At 44.8% G+C, this 21,141-nt stretch carries 20 protein-coding genes; 17 read left to right on the forward strand and 3 right to left on the reverse strand.

Annotated elements, in window-relative coordinates; translation table 11 throughout:
• The first annotated feature begins 157 nt into the window (after positions 1-157).
• From AB5Z01_RS06160 to AB5Z01_RS06240, 17 genes are all read left to right on the forward strand, one after another.
• Positions 158-1,024 carry a transporter substrate-binding domain-containing protein gene (locus tag AB5Z01_RS06160; protein WP_368365387.1) on the forward strand — a complete coding sequence of 289 codons (867 nt, stop codon included), beginning with the start codon at positions 158-160 and terminating at the stop codon, positions 1,022-1,024.
• A 57-nt stretch (positions 1,025-1,081) separates the two neighbouring features.
• A complete protein-coding gene (locus tag AB5Z01_RS06165) occupies positions 1,082-1,744 on the forward strand; it encodes an amino acid ABC transporter permease (RefSeq protein WP_368365388.1) in 663 nt (220 codons plus the stop codon).
• A 14-nt stretch (positions 1,745-1,758) separates the two neighbouring features.
• Entirely contained in the window at positions 1,759-2,418 is a 660-nt protein-coding gene (locus AB5Z01_RS06170) for an amino acid ABC transporter permease (protein WP_051706754.1), read from the forward strand.
• 22 nt (positions 2,419-2,440) lie between these two features.
• A complete protein-coding gene (locus AB5Z01_RS06175) occupies positions 2,441-3,220 on the forward strand; it encodes an amino acid ABC transporter ATP-binding protein (RefSeq protein ID WP_046441104.1) in 780 nt (259 codons plus the stop codon).
• A 31-nt stretch (positions 3,221-3,251) separates the two neighbouring features.
• Positions 3,252-4,526, forward strand: coding sequence for a sigma 54-interacting transcriptional regulator (locus AB5Z01_RS06180; RefSeq protein WP_368365390.1), 1,275 nt, complete (start codon positions 3,252-3,254; stop codon positions 4,524-4,526).
• Positions 4,523-5,233, forward strand: a complete 711-nt coding sequence (locus AB5Z01_RS06185) for a trimeric intracellular cation channel family protein (protein ID WP_046441108.1) — start codon at positions 4,523-4,525, stop codon at positions 5,231-5,233. The genes AB5Z01_RS06180 and AB5Z01_RS06185 overlap by 4 nt, the downstream gene beginning before the upstream one ends.
• Before the next feature lie 3 nt (positions 5,234-5,236).
• Entirely contained in the window at positions 5,237-5,842 is a 606-nt protein-coding gene (locus AB5Z01_RS06190) for an AAA family ATPase (protein ID WP_046441110.1), read from the forward strand.
• A gap of 338 nt (positions 5,843-6,180) precedes the next feature.
• Positions 6,181-7,125: an ABC transporter permease gene (locus AB5Z01_RS06195; protein WP_117927264.1), complete on the forward strand. Its 945-nt coding sequence runs from the start codon at positions 6,181-6,183 to the stop codon at positions 7,123-7,125.
• A gap of 13 nt (positions 7,126-7,138) precedes the next feature.
• Positions 7,139-8,050, forward strand: a complete 912-nt coding sequence (locus tag AB5Z01_RS06200; protein WP_368365391.1) for an ABC transporter permease — start codon at positions 7,139-7,141, stop codon at positions 8,048-8,050.
• Positions 8,051-8,053: 3 nt separating this feature from the next.
• On the forward strand, positions 8,054-9,049 hold the full coding sequence (locus AB5Z01_RS06205; RefSeq protein WP_022286942.1) for an ABC transporter ATP-binding protein: 996 nt from the start codon (positions 8,054-8,056) through the stop codon (positions 9,047-9,049).
• Positions 9,046-10,065, forward strand: coding sequence for an ABC transporter ATP-binding protein (locus tag AB5Z01_RS06210; protein WP_287215332.1), 1,020 nt, complete (start codon positions 9,046-9,048; stop codon positions 10,063-10,065). The genes AB5Z01_RS06205 and AB5Z01_RS06210 overlap by 4 nt, the downstream gene beginning before the upstream one ends.
• A 28-nt stretch (positions 10,066-10,093) precedes the next feature.
• Positions 10,094-11,728: an ABC transporter substrate-binding protein gene (locus AB5Z01_RS06215; RefSeq protein ID WP_287215330.1), complete on the forward strand. Its 1,635-nt coding sequence runs from the start codon at positions 10,094-10,096 to the stop codon at positions 11,726-11,728.
• Between the two features lie 28 nt (positions 11,729-11,756).
• Complete coding sequence (locus AB5Z01_RS06220) at positions 11,757-13,427, forward strand: ammonium transporter (protein WP_368365392.1); 1,671 nt, start codon at positions 11,757-11,759, stop codon at positions 13,425-13,427.
• 32 nt (positions 13,428-13,459) lie between these two features.
• A complete protein-coding gene (locus AB5Z01_RS06225; RefSeq protein WP_286961433.1) occupies positions 13,460-14,359 on the forward strand; it encodes a MerR family transcriptional regulator in 900 nt (299 codons plus the stop codon).
• A 2-nt stretch (positions 14,360-14,361) separates the two neighbouring features.
• On the forward strand, positions 14,362-15,459 hold the full coding sequence (gene speB, locus AB5Z01_RS06230) for an agmatinase (protein ID WP_287215327.1): 1,098 nt from the start codon (positions 14,362-14,364) through the stop codon (positions 15,457-15,459).
• A gap of 28 nt (positions 15,460-15,487) precedes the next feature.
• The gene (locus AB5Z01_RS06235) at positions 15,488-17,242 is read left to right on the forward strand and encodes an adenine deaminase C-terminal domain-containing protein (RefSeq protein WP_195220760.1); all 1,755 of its coding nucleotides are present in this window, start codon (positions 15,488-15,490) and stop codon (positions 17,240-17,242) included.
• Positions 17,232-18,602 (forward strand): MATE family efflux transporter, encoded by a 1,371-nt coding sequence (locus AB5Z01_RS06240; protein ID WP_368365393.1) that lies wholly within the window; start codon positions 17,232-17,234, stop codon positions 18,600-18,602. The genes AB5Z01_RS06235 and AB5Z01_RS06240 overlap by 11 nt, the downstream gene beginning before the upstream one ends.
• 638 nt (positions 18,603-19,240) lie before the next feature.
• On the opposite strand, the gene AB5Z01_RS06245 is transcribed toward AB5Z01_RS06240, so the two are convergent.
• From AB5Z01_RS06245 to AB5Z01_RS06255, 3 genes are all read right to left on the reverse strand, one after another.
• Positions 19,241-20,140: an Abi family protein gene (locus AB5Z01_RS06245; protein ID WP_038670396.1), complete on the reverse strand. Its 900-nt coding sequence runs from the start codon at positions 20,138-20,140 to the stop codon at positions 19,241-19,243.
• A gap of 391 nt (positions 20,141-20,531) precedes the next feature.
• Positions 20,532-20,717 (reverse strand): hypothetical protein, encoded by a 186-nt coding sequence (locus AB5Z01_RS06250; RefSeq protein ID WP_038670398.1) that lies wholly within the window; start codon positions 20,715-20,717, stop codon positions 20,532-20,534.
• 134 nt (positions 20,718-20,851) lie between these two features.
• The gene (locus AB5Z01_RS06255) at positions 20,852-21,037 is read right to left on the reverse strand and encodes a hypothetical protein (protein ID WP_038670400.1); all 186 of its coding nucleotides are present in this window, start codon (positions 21,035-21,037) and stop codon (positions 20,852-20,854) included.
• Positions 21,038-21,141: the final 104 nt, after the last annotated feature.

Consider the following 21,141-nt stretch of genomic DNA (forward strand, 5'->3'; position numbering starts at 1 on the left):
AGATAGAAAAAATAATTCACTCTCCAATAAATATAATATCAAACGCAACGGAGCGTTGACGGCGGCACTAGGGTGTCCGGCTTGTCAGCGCTCCGAATTATTTAGAAAAGTAAGTGAAAGGTTGGAATCAGTTATGAAAAGCGGAAGAAGATTTGGAATGTTAAGAAAAGTTTGTGCAGTGGTAGTGGCTTCAGTACTTGCGGCAGGATGTCTTACAGCCTGCGGAAGCAGCAAGAACACAGGTCCGCTCACACTGGACCAGATCAAGAAAAACGGTAAGCTCACAGTTGCGACAGAAGCCGCTTATGAGCCTTTTGAATACATGGACGGCGATAAGATCATAGGCTACAACGCAGATCTGTTCGCTAAGATCTGCGACGATCTGGGGGTAGAGCTTGATTATATCGATCTGCCGTTCCAAGGGATACTTGCAGGACTTGAAGCAAAGAAATATGACGTTGTTGGAGCAACACTTGGCGTAACTGCTGAACGTGCAGGCAAGTACACGATGACTTATCCTATCCAGAACGGAACTACAGTTTTCGTAAAGAGAAAGGGCGATGACAGCATCAAGTCTATCGAAGATATGTCGGGCAAAAAGGTCGGCACACAGACTTCTTGCTACAATGAGGACGATACAAAGAAATTCAACGAGAAGCTAAAGTCAGAGGGCAAGGACGGCTATGCTGAACTGCTCAAATACGACTCATTCCCTGAGGCTTTTGCAGAGCTTAAGAACGGCAAGATAGACCTTGTTGCTCAGAACTATGCAAGCTGCGCCGCAGTTGTAATGAAGAATCCTGACGATTATGAGATAGTGGCTGACGATTCAGGCAAGGCTGAAATGGTCGGTACAGACACTTGGGTATCATGGGCTGTTCGTAAGGAAGACACAGAGCTTTCTGACTATATCAACTCTGAGATACACAAGTTCAAAGAGGACGGAACTCTTGCAGAGTTCCAGAAGAAATGGTTTGGTGAAGCCGTTGACCTGCCTGAGAGCGATTATATCCCTGCCGAGTAAAAAGCACCTTTGAAAGGAGGAAATGCTCCGTCGCAAACGGCGGAGCATTATATATCAATGGAGAATTTCAACATAGTATGGCATTATAAAGACCTGCTGCTGAAAGGTCTTGGCTATACAGTATTCGTATCCGTTGCAGCGATACTTATAGCGCTTTGCGTTGGTATGCTGCTTTCGGTGATGAGAATGGGCGGCGACTCGCTTCCTTCAAGGATACTGAAAAAGATAGTCGCAGTTTATATAAGCTTTGTCCGCGGCACGCCTGTGCTGGTGCAGATATACATTATATATCAGGCGCTTGCAGTAATGGGTCTAAACCTTTCAAACCTGGCGTCAGGCATAATCGCTCTGAGCCTTAACAGCGGCGGATTTATCGCAGAAATAATCCGTGGCGGGCTTACGGCTGTGCCAAAGGGTCAGACGGAGGCGGCCAGAGCCTTGGGCATGAGCGAGCCAAAGATACTAATGAGGATAGTTTTTCCGCAGGTATTCAAGGTAGCTTTGCCGCAGCTAACAAGCGAGTTCATAAACGTTATAAAGGTGTCGCCGATGCTTTCTGTATTGGCAATCGTAGAGCTTACAAGAACGGCTCAGCGTCTTGTAACGCAGACATACATAAACCTGCCTTTCTATATTGCTATCGCAATTATGTATTTTGTTATCTGCGCAGGACTTGAAGAGCTTGTAAAGCTTCAGAAGAAAAGACTTGAAAGAAGATAAGGAGGCGCGGATATATGAACGAATTTATGCACGTTGCGGAAATAGCGCTTCCACTGCTTTTGCAGGGTCTTGGAACAACGGCGGCAATATCGGTGCTGTCTATCCTTATTGCAATGGTGTTAGGCTCGGCGGTAGGCTATATGTGCCTTTCAAAAAATAAGGCTGTTGAGCTTATCGCAAGGGCGTTTATAAAGATATTCAGATGCACCCCTTTTATGGTGCAGGTATATCTTGCATATTACGGACTCCCTGCTCTTGGTCTGAACGTTTCAGCGTTTTCAACAGGCGTTATAATTCTTGGAATGTACACAGCGGCTTATACCGCAGTTATCCTTGAAAGCGGCGTCAGCGCTATCCCAAAGGGACAGTTTGAAGCTTCATATGCAATGGGAATGTCAAGATTTAAAACAATGGTGAGAATAATTTTTCCGCAGACTTTGAAAATAATCGTTCCGTCACTGACAGGACAGTTTGTTCAGACTGTTAAGGACTCATCTATCCTTTCTATCATCACAGTTGCAGAAATGACAATGATGACAAAGGAAGCTATCGGTATAACTTTCAGCCCTCTGATAGTTTATATCTGTGCAGGCGTTCTTTACTGGGCGCTGAACCTTGTTATCGAGTTCGCATCAAGATGTATAGAAAAGCACAACAACCGTGTTGCTATCTGACGAAAAAGGAGTGTAAAATACAATGGCTGAAAGCAGAAAGCCTGTTATATCGGTTCACGATCTGGCAAAGAATTACGGGGAGCTTAAGGTCCTCAGAAAAATAGATATGGATATTTACAAGGGCGAGGTGGTAAGCGTTATCGGCCCCAGCGGCTCTGGCAAAAGCACTTTTCTCAGATGCCTGAACTATCTCGAGGAGCTGACATCAGGCGAGATAGATATAGGCGGAGTTTCCCTAAAGGGCATCGACGAGGACAAGCACAACAAAAAGCTCAACGAAAAGGCTGCAAAGGTCATAAGAAAGAACGTTGGAATGGTGTTCCAGCAGTTCAACCTTTGGCCGCACAAAACAGTGCTTGAAAACGTTATGGAGTGTCCTGTTCAGGTTAAAAAGGCTAACAAGGAAGAAACAAAGAAGAAAGCCATGGAGCTTCTTGCGAGAGTTGGAATGGACGGCAAGGCAGACGCTTATCCTACTCAGCTTTCAGGCGGTCAGCAGCAGCGTGTGGCTATTGCGAGGACTCTTGCAATGGAGCCTGAGGTCATACTCTTTGACGAGCCGACTTCCGCCCTTGACCCTGAGTTCGTTGGCGAGGTTCTGAACGTTATGAAAGACCTGGCTAAGGCAGGAATGACAATGATAGTTGTCACACACGAAATGGGCTTTGCGGCAGAGGTGGCAAACAGAGTCTGCTTTATGGACGGCGGCTATGTTATCGAGGACGGCACCCCTGAGGAAGTGTTCAAGCACCCTAAGAGCGACCGTGCAAAGCAGTTTTTCTCAAAGATACTTAATGTGTAAACTATAAAGCCGCAGAAAGGAGTGCAGACAAATGGATTATGAGCAGCTAGGGCACATTCTCGAAAGTATCCACCCAGGAGTGACTATTGCCGACAGCAGCGGAGTGTTCAGATTTGTTTCAAACTCCTATCTCAGCGGCAGAAGCGTAAAAGGCTCTGACATAATAGGTAAATTCGCAGGCTCAGAGGAAATGATGAAGATGTTTTCCCCTTGCGTGACGCAAATGGTTTTTGAAAGCCACAAGCGTGTCACAACGGTGCAAAAAGGCGTTGACAATGACGAAACTTTCGTCACGGGAATACCGGTATTCAAGGACGGAGAGCTTGAGATGATAATAAGCTATTCCTCTTGGGAGATAACAGGCTTTGACGACCTGAGGGAGCGTTACAATGTTTTGCAGTATCAGAACAAAAAGCTTCTTGATGAAATAGAGCTTATGACAGGACGTGACGGTGGACAGCGTTATATCGCCCAAAGCAGCCGTTCAAGAGACGCAAGGCGGCTTGCAGGAGTTTTCTGTGACGCAGGCTGTCCGTGTTACATCTATGGTCCCACAGGAAGCGGCAAAAGCTATCTTGCTTCCACTATATACGGCAAAAAAGGAACGCTTTACACCTATGACTGCGCACCTGTCGGGGAAGAAGTCATAGAAAAGGAGCTTCTTGGAGAGGGGTCGATGATATCGCCGCTTTCGGGCATTTACGCTGTGATAATAAAGCATATAGACAGGCTGTCGCCTAGGCTTCAAAGGGCAGTCCTTGAAAAATGCGCAAAAGCAGGCATTGTGCCTGTGGGGCTTTCTGAACATTCGGTGGAGGAGCTTAAAGGCGCTGACAAGCTGTCGGAGGAGTTTATAAGAGAGTTCGAGCCTTATCAGGTACAGATGTATTCTCTTGGCGAGCGTGCGGAGGATCTTAAAAGCTTTATCGACTATTATCTCGGCTCGGCAAACAAGAAATACTCACGGAGCGTTGAGTTCACGCCTCGTGCCATGGGCTGTTTGTTGGGATATGATTGGAAAGAAAATATCGACGAGGTGCATAGGACTATCGAGCGTATCGTTCTTACTACCGAGAAGAAAAAGGTGGACGTTTTCGACTTGCCTGACAGGATAACAGGCGGTTCGTCTGAGGTATTTGCACAGAATGCTTCCCTGAAGGATATGCTTGAATTTTACGAAAGCGGACTTGTGATGAGAGCCTATGAAAAATACAGAACATCTGTGGCTGTGGCACAGAAGCTTGGCATAAGTCAGGCGACGGCGGTGCGGAAGATACACAAATATGCAGGCAGGGACGTTGAATGAACGAGCGTTTTGATGTTATCGTTACGATACTTGAACTTATCGGCACTGCAGCGTTTGCGGCAAGCGGTGCGCTGACAGCGATAAAAAGGCGTTTTGACCTTTTCGGCGTTATAATAATAGGAGTGACAACGGCTGTGGGCGGTGGGATAATGCGTGATATCGTCATCGGAAGTCATCCTGTGGCGGCGTTTCGTGACCCCCTCGCAATGAGTGCGGCGGCTTTGATATCGGTGCTTGTGTTTGCTGCCTTGGCTGTAAAAGGCGACCTGGGGGGCAAGGCGTTGAAGCTTTATGATACTGCAATGCTCATGCTCGATACTATAGGGCTTGGCATTTTCACTGTTACAGGTATAACAGCGGCAATGAGGAGCGGCGTGTCAGACAACACTTTTTTGCTTGTGTTTTCAGGAGTTATAACAGGCGTTGGGGGCGGAGTTCTCAGGGATATTTTCGTGAACAAGAAACCTGAGATATTTGTGGGCAACATTTATGCCTGCGCTTCTGCCACAGGTGCAGCGGCTTTTCTGCTTTGCTATGGCATGATGTCATTCATGCCTGCCTGCATGGTGAGCCTTGCGGTGACGTTTTCCCTAAGGCTCATGTCGGTGAAATTCGGTTGGAATTTGCCGAAGATTCAGATAAAAGCCAGACAGGAGCGGAGGATAGCCGCCACTAAAGAAAATCTCATAAATAAAAAAGGAGCATAGACTATGAAAAAGTTTATTATTACCATAAGCCGTGAGTTCGGCTGCAACGCAAGAGAGGTCGCAAGAAAGGCGGCGGCTGAGCTTGGCGTGGAGTTTTATGACAAGGACCTTGTAGATATGGCGGCGGAGCGTGCAGGCATAAGCCGTGACTCGTTTCTTGACAGTGAGGAAATGCTTGACAAGAACGCTGACCGCCTGCTGAAGTCATTCGGCTACGGCTCATCAACGCAGTTTTATTCCGACAAGGCTGTAAAAGCGCAGGTCGATATCATCAGAGATCTTGCAAACAAGCGTGTATCCGCCATATTCTTCGGCAGATGTGCAGACTATGTTCTCAGAGAATATCCAAACCACATGAACGTTTTTCTCTATGCGCCTTTGGAAGCAAGGATAAAGCATATGTGTGAAACTTATGACCTTTCATGGCCGGAGGCTGACAAGCTCATAAAACGTGTTGACCGCCAGCGTCACAACTATTATAAATACGTCACTGGCAAAAATCGTGGTGACCGTGACAACAAACATCTTATGATCGACGTAAGCGAATACGGCACTGATCTCACTGCCGAGATGATATGCTTCGCTGCAAGAAAGATGTTCGAGGACTAAGCTTTCTACTGATTACCAAATCTTCATTTGTGGGGTGCTTCTGCTTTGGGGCACCCCTCTTTTCTTACATTTGTGAATATGAACAAAATGCAGGATATAAAATTGCTTTATTCATACAACATTTTCTGTGAGTTTAAAAGACAGCTTGCGTTAATAAAAAATTTATATATGAAATATAAAATGACTGATTTTTAGTATTGCAGTTGTAGTTGCTACAGGATATATCATAGGTATATCGAAAGAAAAGTTTCGTGGAGTAAATTATTTTCGAAAAGTAAAATGAAAGTTAAACAAGAAAATCCTGCAAAGCGCAGCTGTAAATATAGGAGGAATGTAAAGTGAAAAGGTTCAGATTTATAATCAAACGGCTGCTTTCAATGATAGTCATAATGTTTTTGGTATCCTTTCTGGTGTTCGTTGTTCTGAGAATGTCAGACGCAGACCCTCTCACAGTAATGATAGGGAACAATCAATCCACTCCTGAACTCAGGCAGGCTCTTACAGAAAAATATCACCTTGACGACCCTGTGCATATACAGTATCTCAGGTGGATAAAGGGAGTTCTTTCAGGCGACTTCGGTACAGACTATGTTGACGGTCAGGACGTAAAAGGTCTTATAATGTCAAGGCTTCCAATAACATTCGGACTTGTGATAATGAGTTCCGTCATAGGCTCAGTGATAGCTGTTATAATGGGAGTTGCAGCGGCGCTGAGAAAAGGTAAACCCTCAGACGCAGCAATTTCAGGACTTATGCTTGTGCTTTCAGGTGCGCCGTCATTTTTGGTAAGCATACTGATACTTATTTTCATGACAAAGTACGTTCCTGGATATTCGTTTATCGGAACATATACAAATTTCGGAGAGTTCTTACAGCGTATAATGATACCGAGCCTGATAATGGCGCTGACGTTCGTTGCGATGCTTGGACGTATCACACGAAGCAACATGATAAATCAGCTTCAATCTCCTTATATCGCAACAGCGGCTGCAAAGGGATTAAAGCAAAGCAACATAACCTACAAGCACGCTTTTCACAACGCCGTTATTCCTGTTATAACAGTTGCAGGATATATGATAGCAGGCTCTATAGGCTCGACAGTAATAGTTGAGCAGGTCTTTTCTCTTCCTGGTATAGGTGGTCTGCTCATATCGGCGATAGAGGAAAACAATTTTCCAATAGTTCAGATACTTGTGCTTTTCATGCTTGGAGCTTATCTTGTAATGAGTTTTGTTATCGACATACTTTATACCGTTCTTGATCCGAGAGTTGATCTTAAATAAGGTGGGATTTTTAATGAAGAAGAAAAATAAAGCAGGAACGTTTTTCACACCTGTTGTGGCGGTGACGGGAATATTCCTTGCGGTAATAGTTTTCGTATCGCTCTTTGCAAGCGTTATCGCACCGTATGACCCTCTTGCCACAGACGTGAATGCCATATATGCTCCAGCCTTTTCTGAGGGACACATTTTCGGAACTGACGGACTTGGCAGAGATCTTTTTTCAAGGCTCATATGCAGTGCAAGAACTTCCATTCTGAATGCCTTTCTTATAGTTGCCATAGAGGTAGTCATAGGTGTTCCTCTTGGGCTTATCTGCGGATACTACATAGGTCCTCTTGACAGCATCGTAATGAGGGTGTGGGACGTTATAAGTGCAATACCGCCACTTCTTCTTTCCTTTATCCTTATTGCGGTAATGGGAAAGGGCATGATGACAGGTATCATCGCCATAGGCATTTCTTATATCCCTCTTACAACAAAGACCGCAAGGTCAATGATAATGACAGAGAAAAAGGCGGTGTATGTTGAAGCATACAAATCAATGGGCTTTTCAGACGCAAGGATAATTTTCGTGCATATCCTGCCGAACATCATCACACCTATGATATCGCAGTTCACACTTGATATCGGTACAGCTATCACATCAATGGCGACTCTGAGCTTTCTGGGACTTGGCGTTCAGGCTCCGAATGCCGACTGGGGAACGCTTCTCCGTGACGGCATGGGCAACCTTTATAATAGCTCGGCACTGCTTTTTATACCTGCAATATGCGTAATACTTGTAACAGTATCCATAAACCTTTTCAGCGACGGTGTTCAGAACTATCTTGACCCGTCATCAAGAAAGCTTCCGTCATTCAAGAAATACGAAAAGAAACACGGCATAAAGAAGCTTTCAGCGGTTAAGGCAAACGGGGAGGCGTAAAAGATGAAAAAAGGAAACGTTCTTGAAATAAAAGACCTTTCTGTAGACTTTATGACAGTTAGAGGTATCGTATACGCCGTTCAGGGCGTTGACCTTGAAGTGAAGCAAGGGGAGATACATGGTATCGTAGGCGAGAGCGGCTGCGGAAAAAGCGTAACATCAAAGTCGGTCATAAGGCTCCATAACGAGGAGACCACCAGATATGCAGGGGATATCTACATAAGAGATGACAGCGGCGAGAAAGATGTTCTTGCAATGAGCAAAAAGCAGCTCCGTGATTTCAGGGGCAGTACAGCCGCAATGATATTCCAAGACCCTATGACTTCCCTTGACCCTATCATGAAAGCAGGCGAGCAGATAGCAGAAATGCTAAGGGCGAAGAAAAACTTAAATCGCCGTGAAGCAAGAGAAAAGGTCATCGAGATGTTTGAAAAGATAGGCATAACACCTGCGGAGAAAAGATACGAGCAGTATCCGTTTGAAATGAGCGGAGGAATGTTACAGAGAATAATGATAGCAATGGCGCTTATATGCGAGCCGAAGCTTCTTATTGCAGACGAACCTACCACGGCGCTTGATGTTACTATCCAGGCGCAGATACTAAAGCTTATAAAAAAGCTCCAGCAGGAAAGCGGAACGTCGGTAATATTCATCACTCACAACCTTGGTGTTGTGGCTGAGATTTGCGACAGCGTGACTGTGATGTATGCAGGAAAGGCCGTTGAGACCGCAAGCGTTGTGGATATTTTCGACCACCCTGCTCACCCATACACAAAGGCGCTCCTTGAAAGCAATCCAAGAGAGAGCGACACAGAAAAAAGAATGAAAAGCATACCTGGCAGTCCTCCGCTTCTGTATGAAAAGTTCAAGGGCTGTGCCTTTGCACCAAGATGTAAGTATGCTGACGATAAATGCAGAAGCTGCGTGCCTGTTACAGAAAATGTGTCTGAGGGACACAGCACAGCTTGCTTCAAGTGGCGGGAGGTGACATCACAATGAACAAAGAAAAAGACAGACAGCCTTTTATAAGCGTCAGAGATCTGAAAAAGTATTTCTGCCTTGACAATTACAAGCTTGCAAAGGCAAAGACGAGATATATCCACGCCGTTGATGATGTTAGCTTTGATATATACAAAGGCGAGATATTCGGCATAATAGGCGAGAGCGGCTCGGGCAAATCAACCATAGGAAGATGCGTTCTGAAGCTTATCGACGTTGATTCAGGCGAGATATATTTTGACGGCAAAAACATAACTCATGTAAGCCGCAAGGAACAGCAGGAACTGCGTTCAAGAATGCAAATGGTCTTTCAAAATCCTCTTGCTTCCTTTGACCCGAAAAAGACTATACGCTTTAGCCTTGAAGAATCTGCAAAGGTGCATAAGATAAAGCCTGAGGTCTACAAGGCGAGGATAAAACAGCTTATGGAGTATATAGCGCTTCCGGAGGATTTGCTCACAAGATATCCTAAAGACCTTTCGGGCGGTCAGCTCCAAAGGCTTGCAATAGCAAGGGCGCTTATGCTGGAGCCTGATTTCATTCTTGCAGACGAGCCTGTTTCGGCACTTGACGTTTCTGTGCAGGCGCAGATATTGAATCTTATGCTTGACCTGAAAGAGGATAAAGGGCAGACGATACTTTTTATCTCCCATGATCTGAACGTTGTCCGTCACGTTTGCGACAGGATAGCGGTGGTATATCTGGGAGCGGTAATGGAAATGGGTACGGTGGAGCAGGTCTATAACAGCGTTGCTCACCCTTACACTCAGGCACTTATTTCAGCGAAGCCAAAGGAACACCCTCTTGAAAATAAGAAGCATATCCTGCTGGAGGGAGATATACCGAACGCAGTGGATATCCCCGAGGGCTGTCGCTTTGCAGGCAGGTGCAGATATTTCAAAGAGGGCTTGTGCGACAACCGCACGCCAAAGCTCAAAGACATTGGAAACGGGCATTACGTTGCCTGTCATTTCCCACTAGGCATTGACCGCAGCAAGACTGCTGCGGATATGTAATAAATCTTTTGAAGAAAGGAAAGTTATCATGAAAAAATTCTCACGCAAGATCGCGGCCGCTGCTGCATTGGCAATAACAGTTTCAAGCTGTATGACAGGCTGCTTCAACAACACAGGTTCCGGTTCAGGCTCAGGTTCTTCAGGAGGAAATTCAGAGACAGTTCTCAGAGTAGGCTATACTCAGGAGCCGTCATCATTTGACCCTGCCGATTTCACTATCGTGGCAGCAACTCTCACAGGTTATGACTGCTATGACACGCTTCTTAACTTCTCACATGACGGCACAACAGTTGAGCCTGCCCTTGCAGAATCTTGGGAGCAGGTTGACGATACTACATACACATACAAGATAAGACAGGGAGTAAAGTTCTCAGACGGCAATGAAATGACAATGGACGATGTGCTTTATTCTCTTAACAGAGTAACAGAAGACAACTATTATATGAGCTATCTTTTTGCAAACGTTGACAGCTTTGAAGCCGACAACGATACTTGGACGCTGACAGTTCATCTTAAGCAGCCTGACTCATCATGGCAGTATGTTCCTGCAACATCAGCCTGCACTATAGTCGAGAAGTCTGTAACAGAGGAGCAAGGCGACAAGTACGGCACTGCTGACGGAAAGACTGTCGGCACAGGTCCTTACAAGCTTTCTTCATGGTCATCAGGAAGCGAGATAGTTCTTGAAAAGAATGAAAACTGGTGGGGCGACCCTGATACTCTCGATATCGACAAGGTAGAATATTACGTTATCGAGGACGAAAGCGCATTAGCACTTGCGGCAAAGGGCGGACAGATAGACTTTGTCGAGGGTATGTCAAACAGCGTTATGTCTGTATATCAGAGCTGTCAGAACTTCAATATCCTCTCATGCGAGGGAACGACTTCAAACTATATCGCATTCAACACAGCTTCAAAGCCGTTTGATGACGAGTGGGCAAGAAAGGCTGTTGCATATTGTATCGACCGTTCCCAGATAACAACAACTATCGGCGGCGATTATGCAAAGCAGTCGGCTGTTGTTCCAATGAGCGAATCCATGATGTATATGGATAAGGATAAGTGGGATTCAACTATCGCCGAAAGCGATGTTTATACTCAGGATTATGACAAGGTAAAGGAATGTCTTGCAAAGTCAAAGTATCCTGACGGCTTTGAGTTTGATTTCTATACGACTTCACAGACGCAGAAGCAGGCTGAGCTTCTCAAGTCAATGGTAGACGCAAGCGGCTCTATTACAATGAATCTTGTGGAAGTGCCTGACAGCGATATCTTCAGCTATATGTTCGGCTACAAGACAAAGGATAACGGCGAGAGATATTACAACGCAGTCGGCACATACATGATGTCAGACTTTCTTGATCCTATGGGAATGTTAAAGACATTATATGCAGGCTCTAACGCTTGCGAGGGCGGAACGAACGAAACACTTTGGACAAGCACAGAAGCAGACGGACTTCTTGATAATGCGGCTCAGACAACAGACGACGCTGAGAAAATGGGTTACTATACTGACGCATATAAGATATTTGCTGATGAGTGCCCTTACCTTGGACTTTACACATCATCTGATGTTTACGCAGTAAGCGACAAGTTCACATATGACCCAAGCCCGATGTTCTGGTATAACTTCAGTTACGCAGACGTTCATGTGGCAAAATAAGAAATAATATGAAAAAGGAAGTGCGATAATGTATTCATCTCTGGATACCGTGTGGGTTCTTCTCTGCACAGCTTTGATATTCTTTATGCAGGCAGGCTTTGCAATGCTGGAAACAGGCTTCACCAGAGCAAAAAATGCAGGCAACATAATAATGAAAAACCTTATGGATTACTGCATAGGCTCTGTTCTTTTCTGGGTTATCGGCTTCAGCTTTTTGTATGGCGACTCCATAGGAGGATTTATCGGAACGCCAAGCCTGTTCGCAGCAGGAAAGTTTGCAGCCGCAGGAGATCTGCCTAAGCGAGTGTTCCTTATGTTCGCAACTGTTTTTTGTTCAACTGCCACGACTATAGTTTCAGGAGCAATGGCAGGCAGAACAAAGTTCAAGGCTTATCTTACATATTCGGCTGTTATGAGCGGAATAGTTTATCCTATAACAGGTCACTGGATATGGAACAGTGCAGGCTGGCTCAAAAGTATAGGCTTCCACGATTTCGCAGGCGGAACTGCCGTTCACTTTGTTGGCGGAACTACCGCTCTTATAGGTGCGCTGCTTGTGGGAGCAAGGATAGGCAAGTTTGATAAAAACGGCAAGGCGAGAGCCATACCGGGACATAATCTCACTATCGGAGCTTTGGGCATATTCATTTTGTGGATAGGCTGGTTCGGATTTAACGGTGGCTCGCTTCTCACCGCTCAGGGCGGCAATGCGGCGGCAAAGCTTGGGGATATCTTCTTTAACACAAACATATCTGCGGCGGCTTGTGCAATAGCTGCAATGTTCATCACATGGGTGCGCTACGGCAAGCCTGACGTGACAATGACCCTTAACGGAGCACTTGCAGGACTTGTGGCTTCAACCGCAGGCTGTGACACAGTTTCGGCAGGAGGAGCATTCTTTATCGGCATAACAGCAGGCTTTGTAATGGTGTTTGGTGTTGAGCTTATAACAAAGCTAAAGGCTGACGACCCTGTGGGTGCGGTAAGTGTTCACGGTTTGTGCGGAGCATGGGGAACGCTTATGACGGGCGTTTTCGCAAAGAAAAGCGGTCTTATATATTCAGGCAGCCCGAAGGATCTGCTTATACAGCTTGCAGGCGTGCTTTCAGTGGCGGCATGGACAGCGCTTATTATGGTGATAGTGTTCACAGTGATAAAGAAAACAATGGGTCTGAGAGTTAGCGAGAACACAGAGATAGTTGGTCTTGACAAGTGCGAGCATGGACTTTCAAGCAGTTATGCGGATCTTCTCAACACAGCTCAGTTCATCACCGCTGCCGCTGACGAGCCTTCAAAGGTGAGGGCTATAGACGAAGCCTCAGAGCTTAACGCTTCTGACTACAAGGCGGACGGAAAGATGCACAAGGTGGTCGTTCTTATGAACGTCGCAAAGTTCGAGTTGCTGAAAAATGCTTTGGATAAGCTTGATATAACAGGTATGACAGTTACGCAGGTGAGCGGCTGTGGAATACAAAAAGGAAGCACTGAGCTTTACAGAGGCTCTGAGCTTGAATCAAGGCTTCTGCCTAAGATAAAGGTGGAGATAGTTATAAGCACTGTTCCTCTTGGACTTCTTATCGACACTATCAGAAAGGTGCTTTATACGGGCAAGATAGGCGACGGAAAGATATTTGTTTATGACGTTGCAAACGTTGTGAAGATAAGAACAGGGGCAGAGGACGAGCAGGCTCTTGAATAAGCTGTCATAATAATTGGAATGGGGGACAAGATATGACTGATGATATGAAATACACTGTGTTTTATACAGACGAAAACGGACAGCTTGTCCCGAATGGGGAAAAGCTTCTGAGCATAACCGAGATAGCAAAGTATCGAAACATACCTACCGAACGGCTTAGATATTACGATAAGATAGGGCTTTTAAGACCTGACTATGTTGACAAGCTCACAGGGCGGAGGTTTTATTCGGCACAGCAGTGTGAAAAGCTTGGCACTATAAAAGAGCTTCGCAGGCTGAATTTATCCCTGAAAGAGATAGAGGACTATTTCAGCGACAGAAACCTTGAAAAGTCCGAGCGTGTTCTCAGACAGCGTTATGAGCTTTTACAGCAGGAGATAGCGGATAAGCTTGAAATAAGCCGTGTGCTGAAAGAAAAGCTTAAATTTATCAGAGAGCTTAACAACACAGATTTCAAGCTTGATGACCCTGTTATAAAGGAGCTTCCTGAACGATATGCCCTCAAAGGGGAGAGCAACAAGTTCAGAACAAATCTCACTGGTATAGAGTTTATGAAGCTTGAGGAGGCTATAGGCGGAACTTCACCTGTGCTTGCCACTGATAAGGTGGCAATGACCATAAAAAACTCAGTTGACCCAGACGATATGGATTCCGAGGTCTGCCCTATGGTGTTCTGCTCGGCAGATCAGGCTGACAAGAAAAGCTTCACAACAGTGGCAGGAGGAAAATACGTTTGCGCTTTTCACAGGAATTGCTACAGCTATTTCGGTGAGCTTATAATGAAAATGCGCTGTCTTGCACAGGAGCATGGCTACACCATTGGAAGCGTCGGAGTGATGATATACCGTATAGACATAACACTTACGGACAACAGTGATGAAACTATTGCGGAGCTTCAGTTTCCGCTTATAAAAGAAAGCAGGGAGAAATGATCATGATAGACAGAAATGAACTGCACGCCATGAAAACGGCGGCAAGATTTGATGAATTTGGCAACACAAGATTTCCTACAATGGCAAAGAGAGCCGTTGAGTTTGGATTAGAGCCTGTGGACAGCATTAAAAGCGAGGGCATGAGCTGTTTTGCAAGAACAAATCTCGGCCCTACATACACAAGCCACGAAACTTTTCTCAGAAGCCCTTTCTGCGAGGATATCCATAAGGTGTCAGAATATGACGTTGCAGTGGTGGGTATCCCATATGACAGCGGAGCGTCAAACCGTTCAGGCACAAGACTTGGCCCTGCCGGCATAAGACACGCTTCTTCGCAGATATCCCCTTTCAACCCTGACTATGGCGTTGACCTATACGAAAACATAAAGCTTTGCGACGCAGGAGATATTTACACACTTCCTGCAAATGCCGAAAAGACTTTCGACCAGATAACAAAGGGCATAGGCTATATATTCTCTCAGGGGGTAACGCCTATCGTTCTTGGGGGCGACCACTCTACCACTTTCCCTACGCTCAGGGGCATTTCAAAGTATATCGACGGCAATATCGGCGTTATCCATATCGACCGCCACAGCGATTGCGACGCTATCCAAATGGACGAAAAAATGCACGGCACAGAATGGTATCATTCCACTCACCTGCCTAACCTCAGCGCAAAAAATCTTGTGCAGATAGGCATAGGCGGAAACTGCTGCAAGTCATGGTCAAAATTCACCCGTGACAGCGGCTGTACTGCGATCTCAATGGAGGATATAGACAAGTATGGTATCGACAAGGTGGCAGAGCTTGCTCTCGATATCGCATGGAAGGGCTGTAAGGCAGTGTATGTGAGCCTTGATATAGACGTTCTGGAAGCTGCTTTCTGCCCGGGTACTGGCACACCTGATTTTGGCGGTATGCTCCCAAGAGAGCTTTTAAGGCTTCTCAAGCTCGTGACAGCTCCCGGTATTTGTGGAATGGACGTTGTGGAGGTATCTCCTCCGTTTGATGTGAGCGAGATAACTTCACTTGCGGCGTCAAGATGTATAATCAATGTGCTTTGCAATCTTGCGCTGAACAAGTCGCTATATAAGCACTGATAATATTTGTATCTGAAAGAGGCAGCTTATGAATGATCGGCAGCTAAAGGAACTTATACTGGCGGCTAAGGGTAAGCTGCCTTTTGATATTTATTTTTACAACGCAAGAATAGTTGACGTTTACAGAGAACGGATAATAGACAGCGGCTCGGTGGGGATAAAAAACGGCATTATCGCCGCAGTTTGCCCTGACTTTGAGCCTAGAGCAACAGAGTTTATTGATTGCAGAGGAATGTATCTTGCGCCTTCTTTTATCGACGCTCATATGCACATAGAGTCCTCAAAGCTCACTTCTTTTGCATACTGCGAGGGCGCAGTGCCACACGGAACGGGCTGTGTATTCTTTGACCCTATGCAGATGTCGAATACTCTTGGTCTTAAGGGCATAAAAGCTATATGCGAAATGCTTGGGGAAATGCCCGTAGAGAGCTTTTTGCAGCTTTCTTCGCAGTATCTTTCCACCCTGAAAATGCAAGATGATATTATTGATGTTATCAAAGAGTGCAGGGCGAAAACTGTGGGTGAGATAAGCGGTGCTGTGGTGGGGAATGAGGAGATAATAAAGCTTCTCGGTGCGGCAAAAAGGGCAGGTGTAAAGGTGAACGGTCACTGTCCGTCAATGGGCTTTCGTGACGTTCAGCAGGCGGCTTGCGCCGGGCTTTGTGACGACCATGAGTGCGAAAGCATAAGCGACCTTGAGCAGCGGCTAGACTGCGGAATGGCTGTGTTGGTAAGAGAGGGAACTATAGAGCCGAACTGCCGAACTCTTTGCGAGGGGATGGTAAAAAATCATATCCCTACGGACGATATAATGTTCTGCACTGATGACAAGTCTGCGGAGGATATAAAGGAAAACGGCTGTATAGATAATGCTCTGCGCATTGCAGTGAAATGCGGTATTTCCCCTGTGTCAGCAATAAAAATGGCAACTCTCAACGTCGCAAGGCACTATGGTGTTGACGATATCATAGGCTCGGTCGCTCCCTCAAGAAAGGCGAATTTTCTGCTTATGGATAGCCTTGAAAATATGACAGTGAAAAAGGTCTATCACCAGGGCAGGCTTGTGGCTGAAAACGGCGAGTTTCTTTGCAGGCATGAGTTTGACTTAACTCGCTATCCTGAGCTTAAAAACACTGTGATATTGCCCAGAGGGCTTGACAGCCATTCTTTTGAGATAAAAGCAGGCTTTGAGAGGGGATATGTTACTGCAAATGCAATTGAAATGCCCGAGGGTGGCATAGTCACAAGGCTTGTAAAAGGCAGGCTTGAAGTCAGCAACGGCATTGTATGCGGTGATACAAAAGCCAATATTCTGCCCATATTCGTTGTGGAGCGTTTCGGCAGGAGTGGTGAGATAGGCAGTGGCTTTATAAAAGGTCTTGGCATTAAAAGGGGAGCTGTTGCCGCAAGCTTTGCTCAGGAGAGCAATAATGTCGTTGTATCGGGCGTTGACCCTGCGGATATGCTTTGCGCTGTGAAAGCTGTTGAAGCCAACGGCGGCGGTGCGGCTATGGCTATTGACGGTAAGGTGGCAGGGCTTTACTCCCTTCCTGTGGCAGGCATACTAAGCGGTGAAAACATCGCAGGCGAGATAAAGGCACAGAAAGCTTTCAGAGAAGCCCTTGCCCTCACAGGCGGAAACATACAGCGTATGACGGCAGTGCTTACAGTGTCGCTGTGTCAGACTATCCCGGAGGTGGGGCTGACGGAAAAAGGGCTTTTTGACGTAACCCAGCAAAGATACATACCCACATTCACAGGCGGTGAAGAATTTGAAGAATAAGCCGGAAAATGTAATAATGACAGAGGGCGACCCTAAGAAAATAATATTCCGATTTGCACAGCCTCTTATATTTGCAAACCTTTTTCAACAGCTTTACAACACCATGGACACCATAATAGTGGGCAAGATAAATGGTGACGAAGCTCTTGCGGCGGTGGGAGTTTCTTTTGCAGTGACAATGGTCATGATAGCCGTTGCAACTGGTACGGGCATAGGAACATCGGTGCTTATAGCGAAATACTGCGGTGCTGGGAACAAGTCAAAGGTCAAGACGGGCATTTCCACTGTGCTGATATTTTCACTTATGGTCGCAGCGTTGATAGCGGTTCTTGGGGTGGTACTTAGTATGCCGCTTTTAAGACTTCTGAAAACGCCGCATAATATCATAAATGACGCTGCTGACTATCTGCGGATATATTCCTTAGGTATGCCGTTTATGTTTCTTTACAACGTGCAAGCGTCGGTATTTAGTGCCCTTGGCAACTCAAAGACGCCTTTTCATCTGCTTGTGATGTCCTCTTTGCTGAACATAGGGCTTGACCTTTTGTTTGTGGGGGGATTTTCCATGGGCGTATCAGGTGCGGCATGGGCGACTTTCATTGCTCAGGGAGTATCGGCAGTGATATCGTTTCTGCTTCTTACTGACAAGGTATACAGAAAAGACCATGAAAGAGCAGAGTTCAGCTTCTTTTCGGGGGCGGTGTTAAAAGAGATGTCGTCCTATGCGGCAGTATCGGTGATACAGCAGTCAGTGGTGTCGGTGGGAATGTTAATAGTGCAGTCTGCCGTCAATCCCTTTGGCTCGGACGTGCTTGCAGGGTACACGGCGTCTTCAAAGATAGACTCCTTTGCCATAATGCCGTTCATAGCTTGCGGAAATGCGGTATCCACCTACACAGCACAAAATCTTGGGGCAGGCAAAAAAGAGCGTATCAGAGAGGGCTACAAGGCGAGCGTGCTGTTATGCGCAGGCATAGCGGTGATAGAATTTGCAGTGATAATGCTTCTCAGGCGGCGATTCTTGGGTTTTTTTATGGACTTGTCAAGCTCCTCAGCTTCCGCCATAGAAACAGGCATGGGCTACATGACAGACCTTGCGTTTTGTTATATAATAATGGGAATAAATTCAAGTTTTAACGGAATGTTAAGGGGGCTTGGGTGTTTGAAGCTGTTTTTATCCGGAAGCATAATAAATCTCACGTTCCGAATTATTTTCACCTACGCTCTGGTATCGGTCATAGGCGTATCGGCAGTATGGCTGTCAATGCCGGCAGGCTGGGTTCTGAGTTTTATTTACGGGAGAGTGGGGTATAGGATCATGTGCAAGAAGAAAGATAGTGCAGGGATAAGCGATATATGATATGTAAAGCATTAGCTTCCGAGCAGTTGTCAGCGGCTGTTCGGAAGCTGTTTTTATTGTAAAACAAAAACTTGCAAACCCTCGTAAATAAAGGATTTGCAAGCTTTCTAACTTGGTGCGGCAAACGGGACTTGAACACTCAAAAATGCGTTTAGCGGCTTTTTGTAAATCCTCGCAAACGTCGGTAAATAGGGCTTTTGCGTGGGTTATCGTTTAGCATTGTCAAGTCTGATTTTGGGTGTTATTGCGGCTCGTAACACCCAAACAACACCCAAAAAACGAGTACAAATAATTGTACATTAGTTGTTTTTAGTTGCAAATTGATAAAAATTAGTAGTATCAATAGACTTTGAACTTGCTCATTTTTGAGCTGGTTGCTATCGCTCATATTTGAGCTAAAGCACACACGTTCAGTAAAACAAGCCCCTTAGAAGTGCAATCATCGCTAAATCTATCAGAAAGCCGTATAAGCCGTTGCAATTTCAAGAACATAACTTAACCACAAAACACGCAGAACGCCATACAGCACACGCTAGGGGCATTGTAGAGCGTTTTAACAGCATACATACAAAATAATAGCAGGCTTTGCACCTTTAAACTGTCGATAAAGTGTCGAGAGGGTGTAACGCCTGCTTGATTTATTCTCTTGATAATTGTTCTTCCCAATTATCGGGAAAGCCAATGCAGTTTATATCAATATAGCTGCTATATTCTTCTATAAGTGCGGCAAGCTCTGTAACAACGCCGTTCCAGCTTTCAGGTGACGGGTACAACACTTTCATAATGTATAAATATGGGTAAAGATAAATAAAATTGCGTCCACGAGCGTACGCCTTGTATTCTTCCTCGTAAGGCAAAGACGGAAACCATTTAAACCTTGAATAATAAATTCTTCCAAAGTGAGCACATTTATTTCTAAGTGTGGTAAGACACCGCAGACAGCTTTCAAGCTGAGAATATGTACATTCTGTTTGTGTTATGTACGAAATAGACCTTGCTATAACTTTTTTATCTGCTGTTTTCATTTGCGAGTAAAACTGTGATGTATTGCCCAAAGTAAATAATTCAACAGCTACCCACAACGGAAATTTGCCGTCATAATTGTCTATATGATGTTTCACGAAAGGTAATTCTTTGTTGCGTTTTACCTCAGTGTTGAAATTATCAATAAGCTTTTTATGTTTTTCTATCATTTTATCGGCAACGTTGGAATGATCTAAATAACCTAAAGCACCATATTTGTTTGAATGATAGTAAGCTATCTGTGTTTTTACAAAAACCTCTATCTTTTGAATTATCCCATAAAGAAACGCACTTAGCTTTCTGTCAAATTCATATATCTTATAAACTTGCAAAAGCGTTGTGCCCTGCTTATAATTTCCGTCATTATCTCTAAACGGCAAAAAGTAAGCTGATAATTTATAATAATTGATTTTGTTAAGTATCATTATGGCTTGCTCATAGTCGGTTATTTCACAGCCGTGCTCTATAAGCTTATTTACCTGTCTGCAAAATAACTCAGGCTCTTTTGTATTCATACCATAATCACCACCTAAAAAAAAGCCCTCACTGGGACACATTGTTAAGAGGTGCGTGAGGTTCTGTTACTGTTATTATACTCAAAATTGAGTAAAAATGCCATTCGCAATATGCACAAACTTTGCTTTTCTTTTTGTTCAATATTATGCAGTATCATTTAATGAGCATTAGTAATGTGGAGTATAATAACGCCTGCTGTTTTGTTATTCGGTGCCCTCCTCACAACTGCTTGAATAATAACCGCAAAGAGTACATTGAATTCCGTTACATAATTCAAAACCTTTGTAGTATTCACAATTCTTACAAGTGACTTGACTAATCACGCTGTCATTATCCGGACACATATCTCTGTCGTATGAAAGCTTTATTATCTTATCCATTTTTACAGCTTCACTCCCTTTCTTCTATTTTCTCCAACACAAAATCCTTGAGTAGAGCATTAGCGGTTTTGCCATTGTCCGCAGCATATTTCTTAAACTTTTCTGCTTGTTCTCTCTTGACCTTGCAGCCTAATGTTATCATATTTTCTTTGTCCCATTGTCTGTTGGCTTTCTTTTGAGCTTCTGATACTGACATTGTAACACCCTCTTTTTATTCTGTTTCATCTCTGCTCATAGTTTCGTGAATAGCCCTGTTAATAAAGCCTTTAAGACTTTCACCCTTGCTTTCTGCGTGGGCTTTTGTCACAGCCTTTGTCATATATATCACCCCTATTTTTTGTACTTTGCTATATCGTCCTCAATAAGCTCATTGATCAAGCCGTTAAGGCTCAACCCCTTTTTCTCAGCGTGAACTCTGTATTCTTCTTTCTTGCCTTTAGGAAATGTTGCTGTAAATCGGTCATATTTTTCAGCCACATACTTGTTTTGTCTGATGATTTGCTTTTGCTTATCCATACATTCCACCCCCAAGTATATTATACATCTATAGGCTGTATTACGCAATATGCAGTTTGCACAAAGATATTACGTAATATTTGTATATGTTTGTCGCTCAAAAG

The sequence above is a fragment of the Ruminococcus sp. RTP21359st1_H3_RTP21359_211015 genome (genome assembly GCF_040909065.1).
Classification (GTDB): domain Bacteria; phylum Bacillota; class Clostridia; order Oscillospirales; family Ruminococcaceae; genus Hominimerdicola; species Hominimerdicola aceti.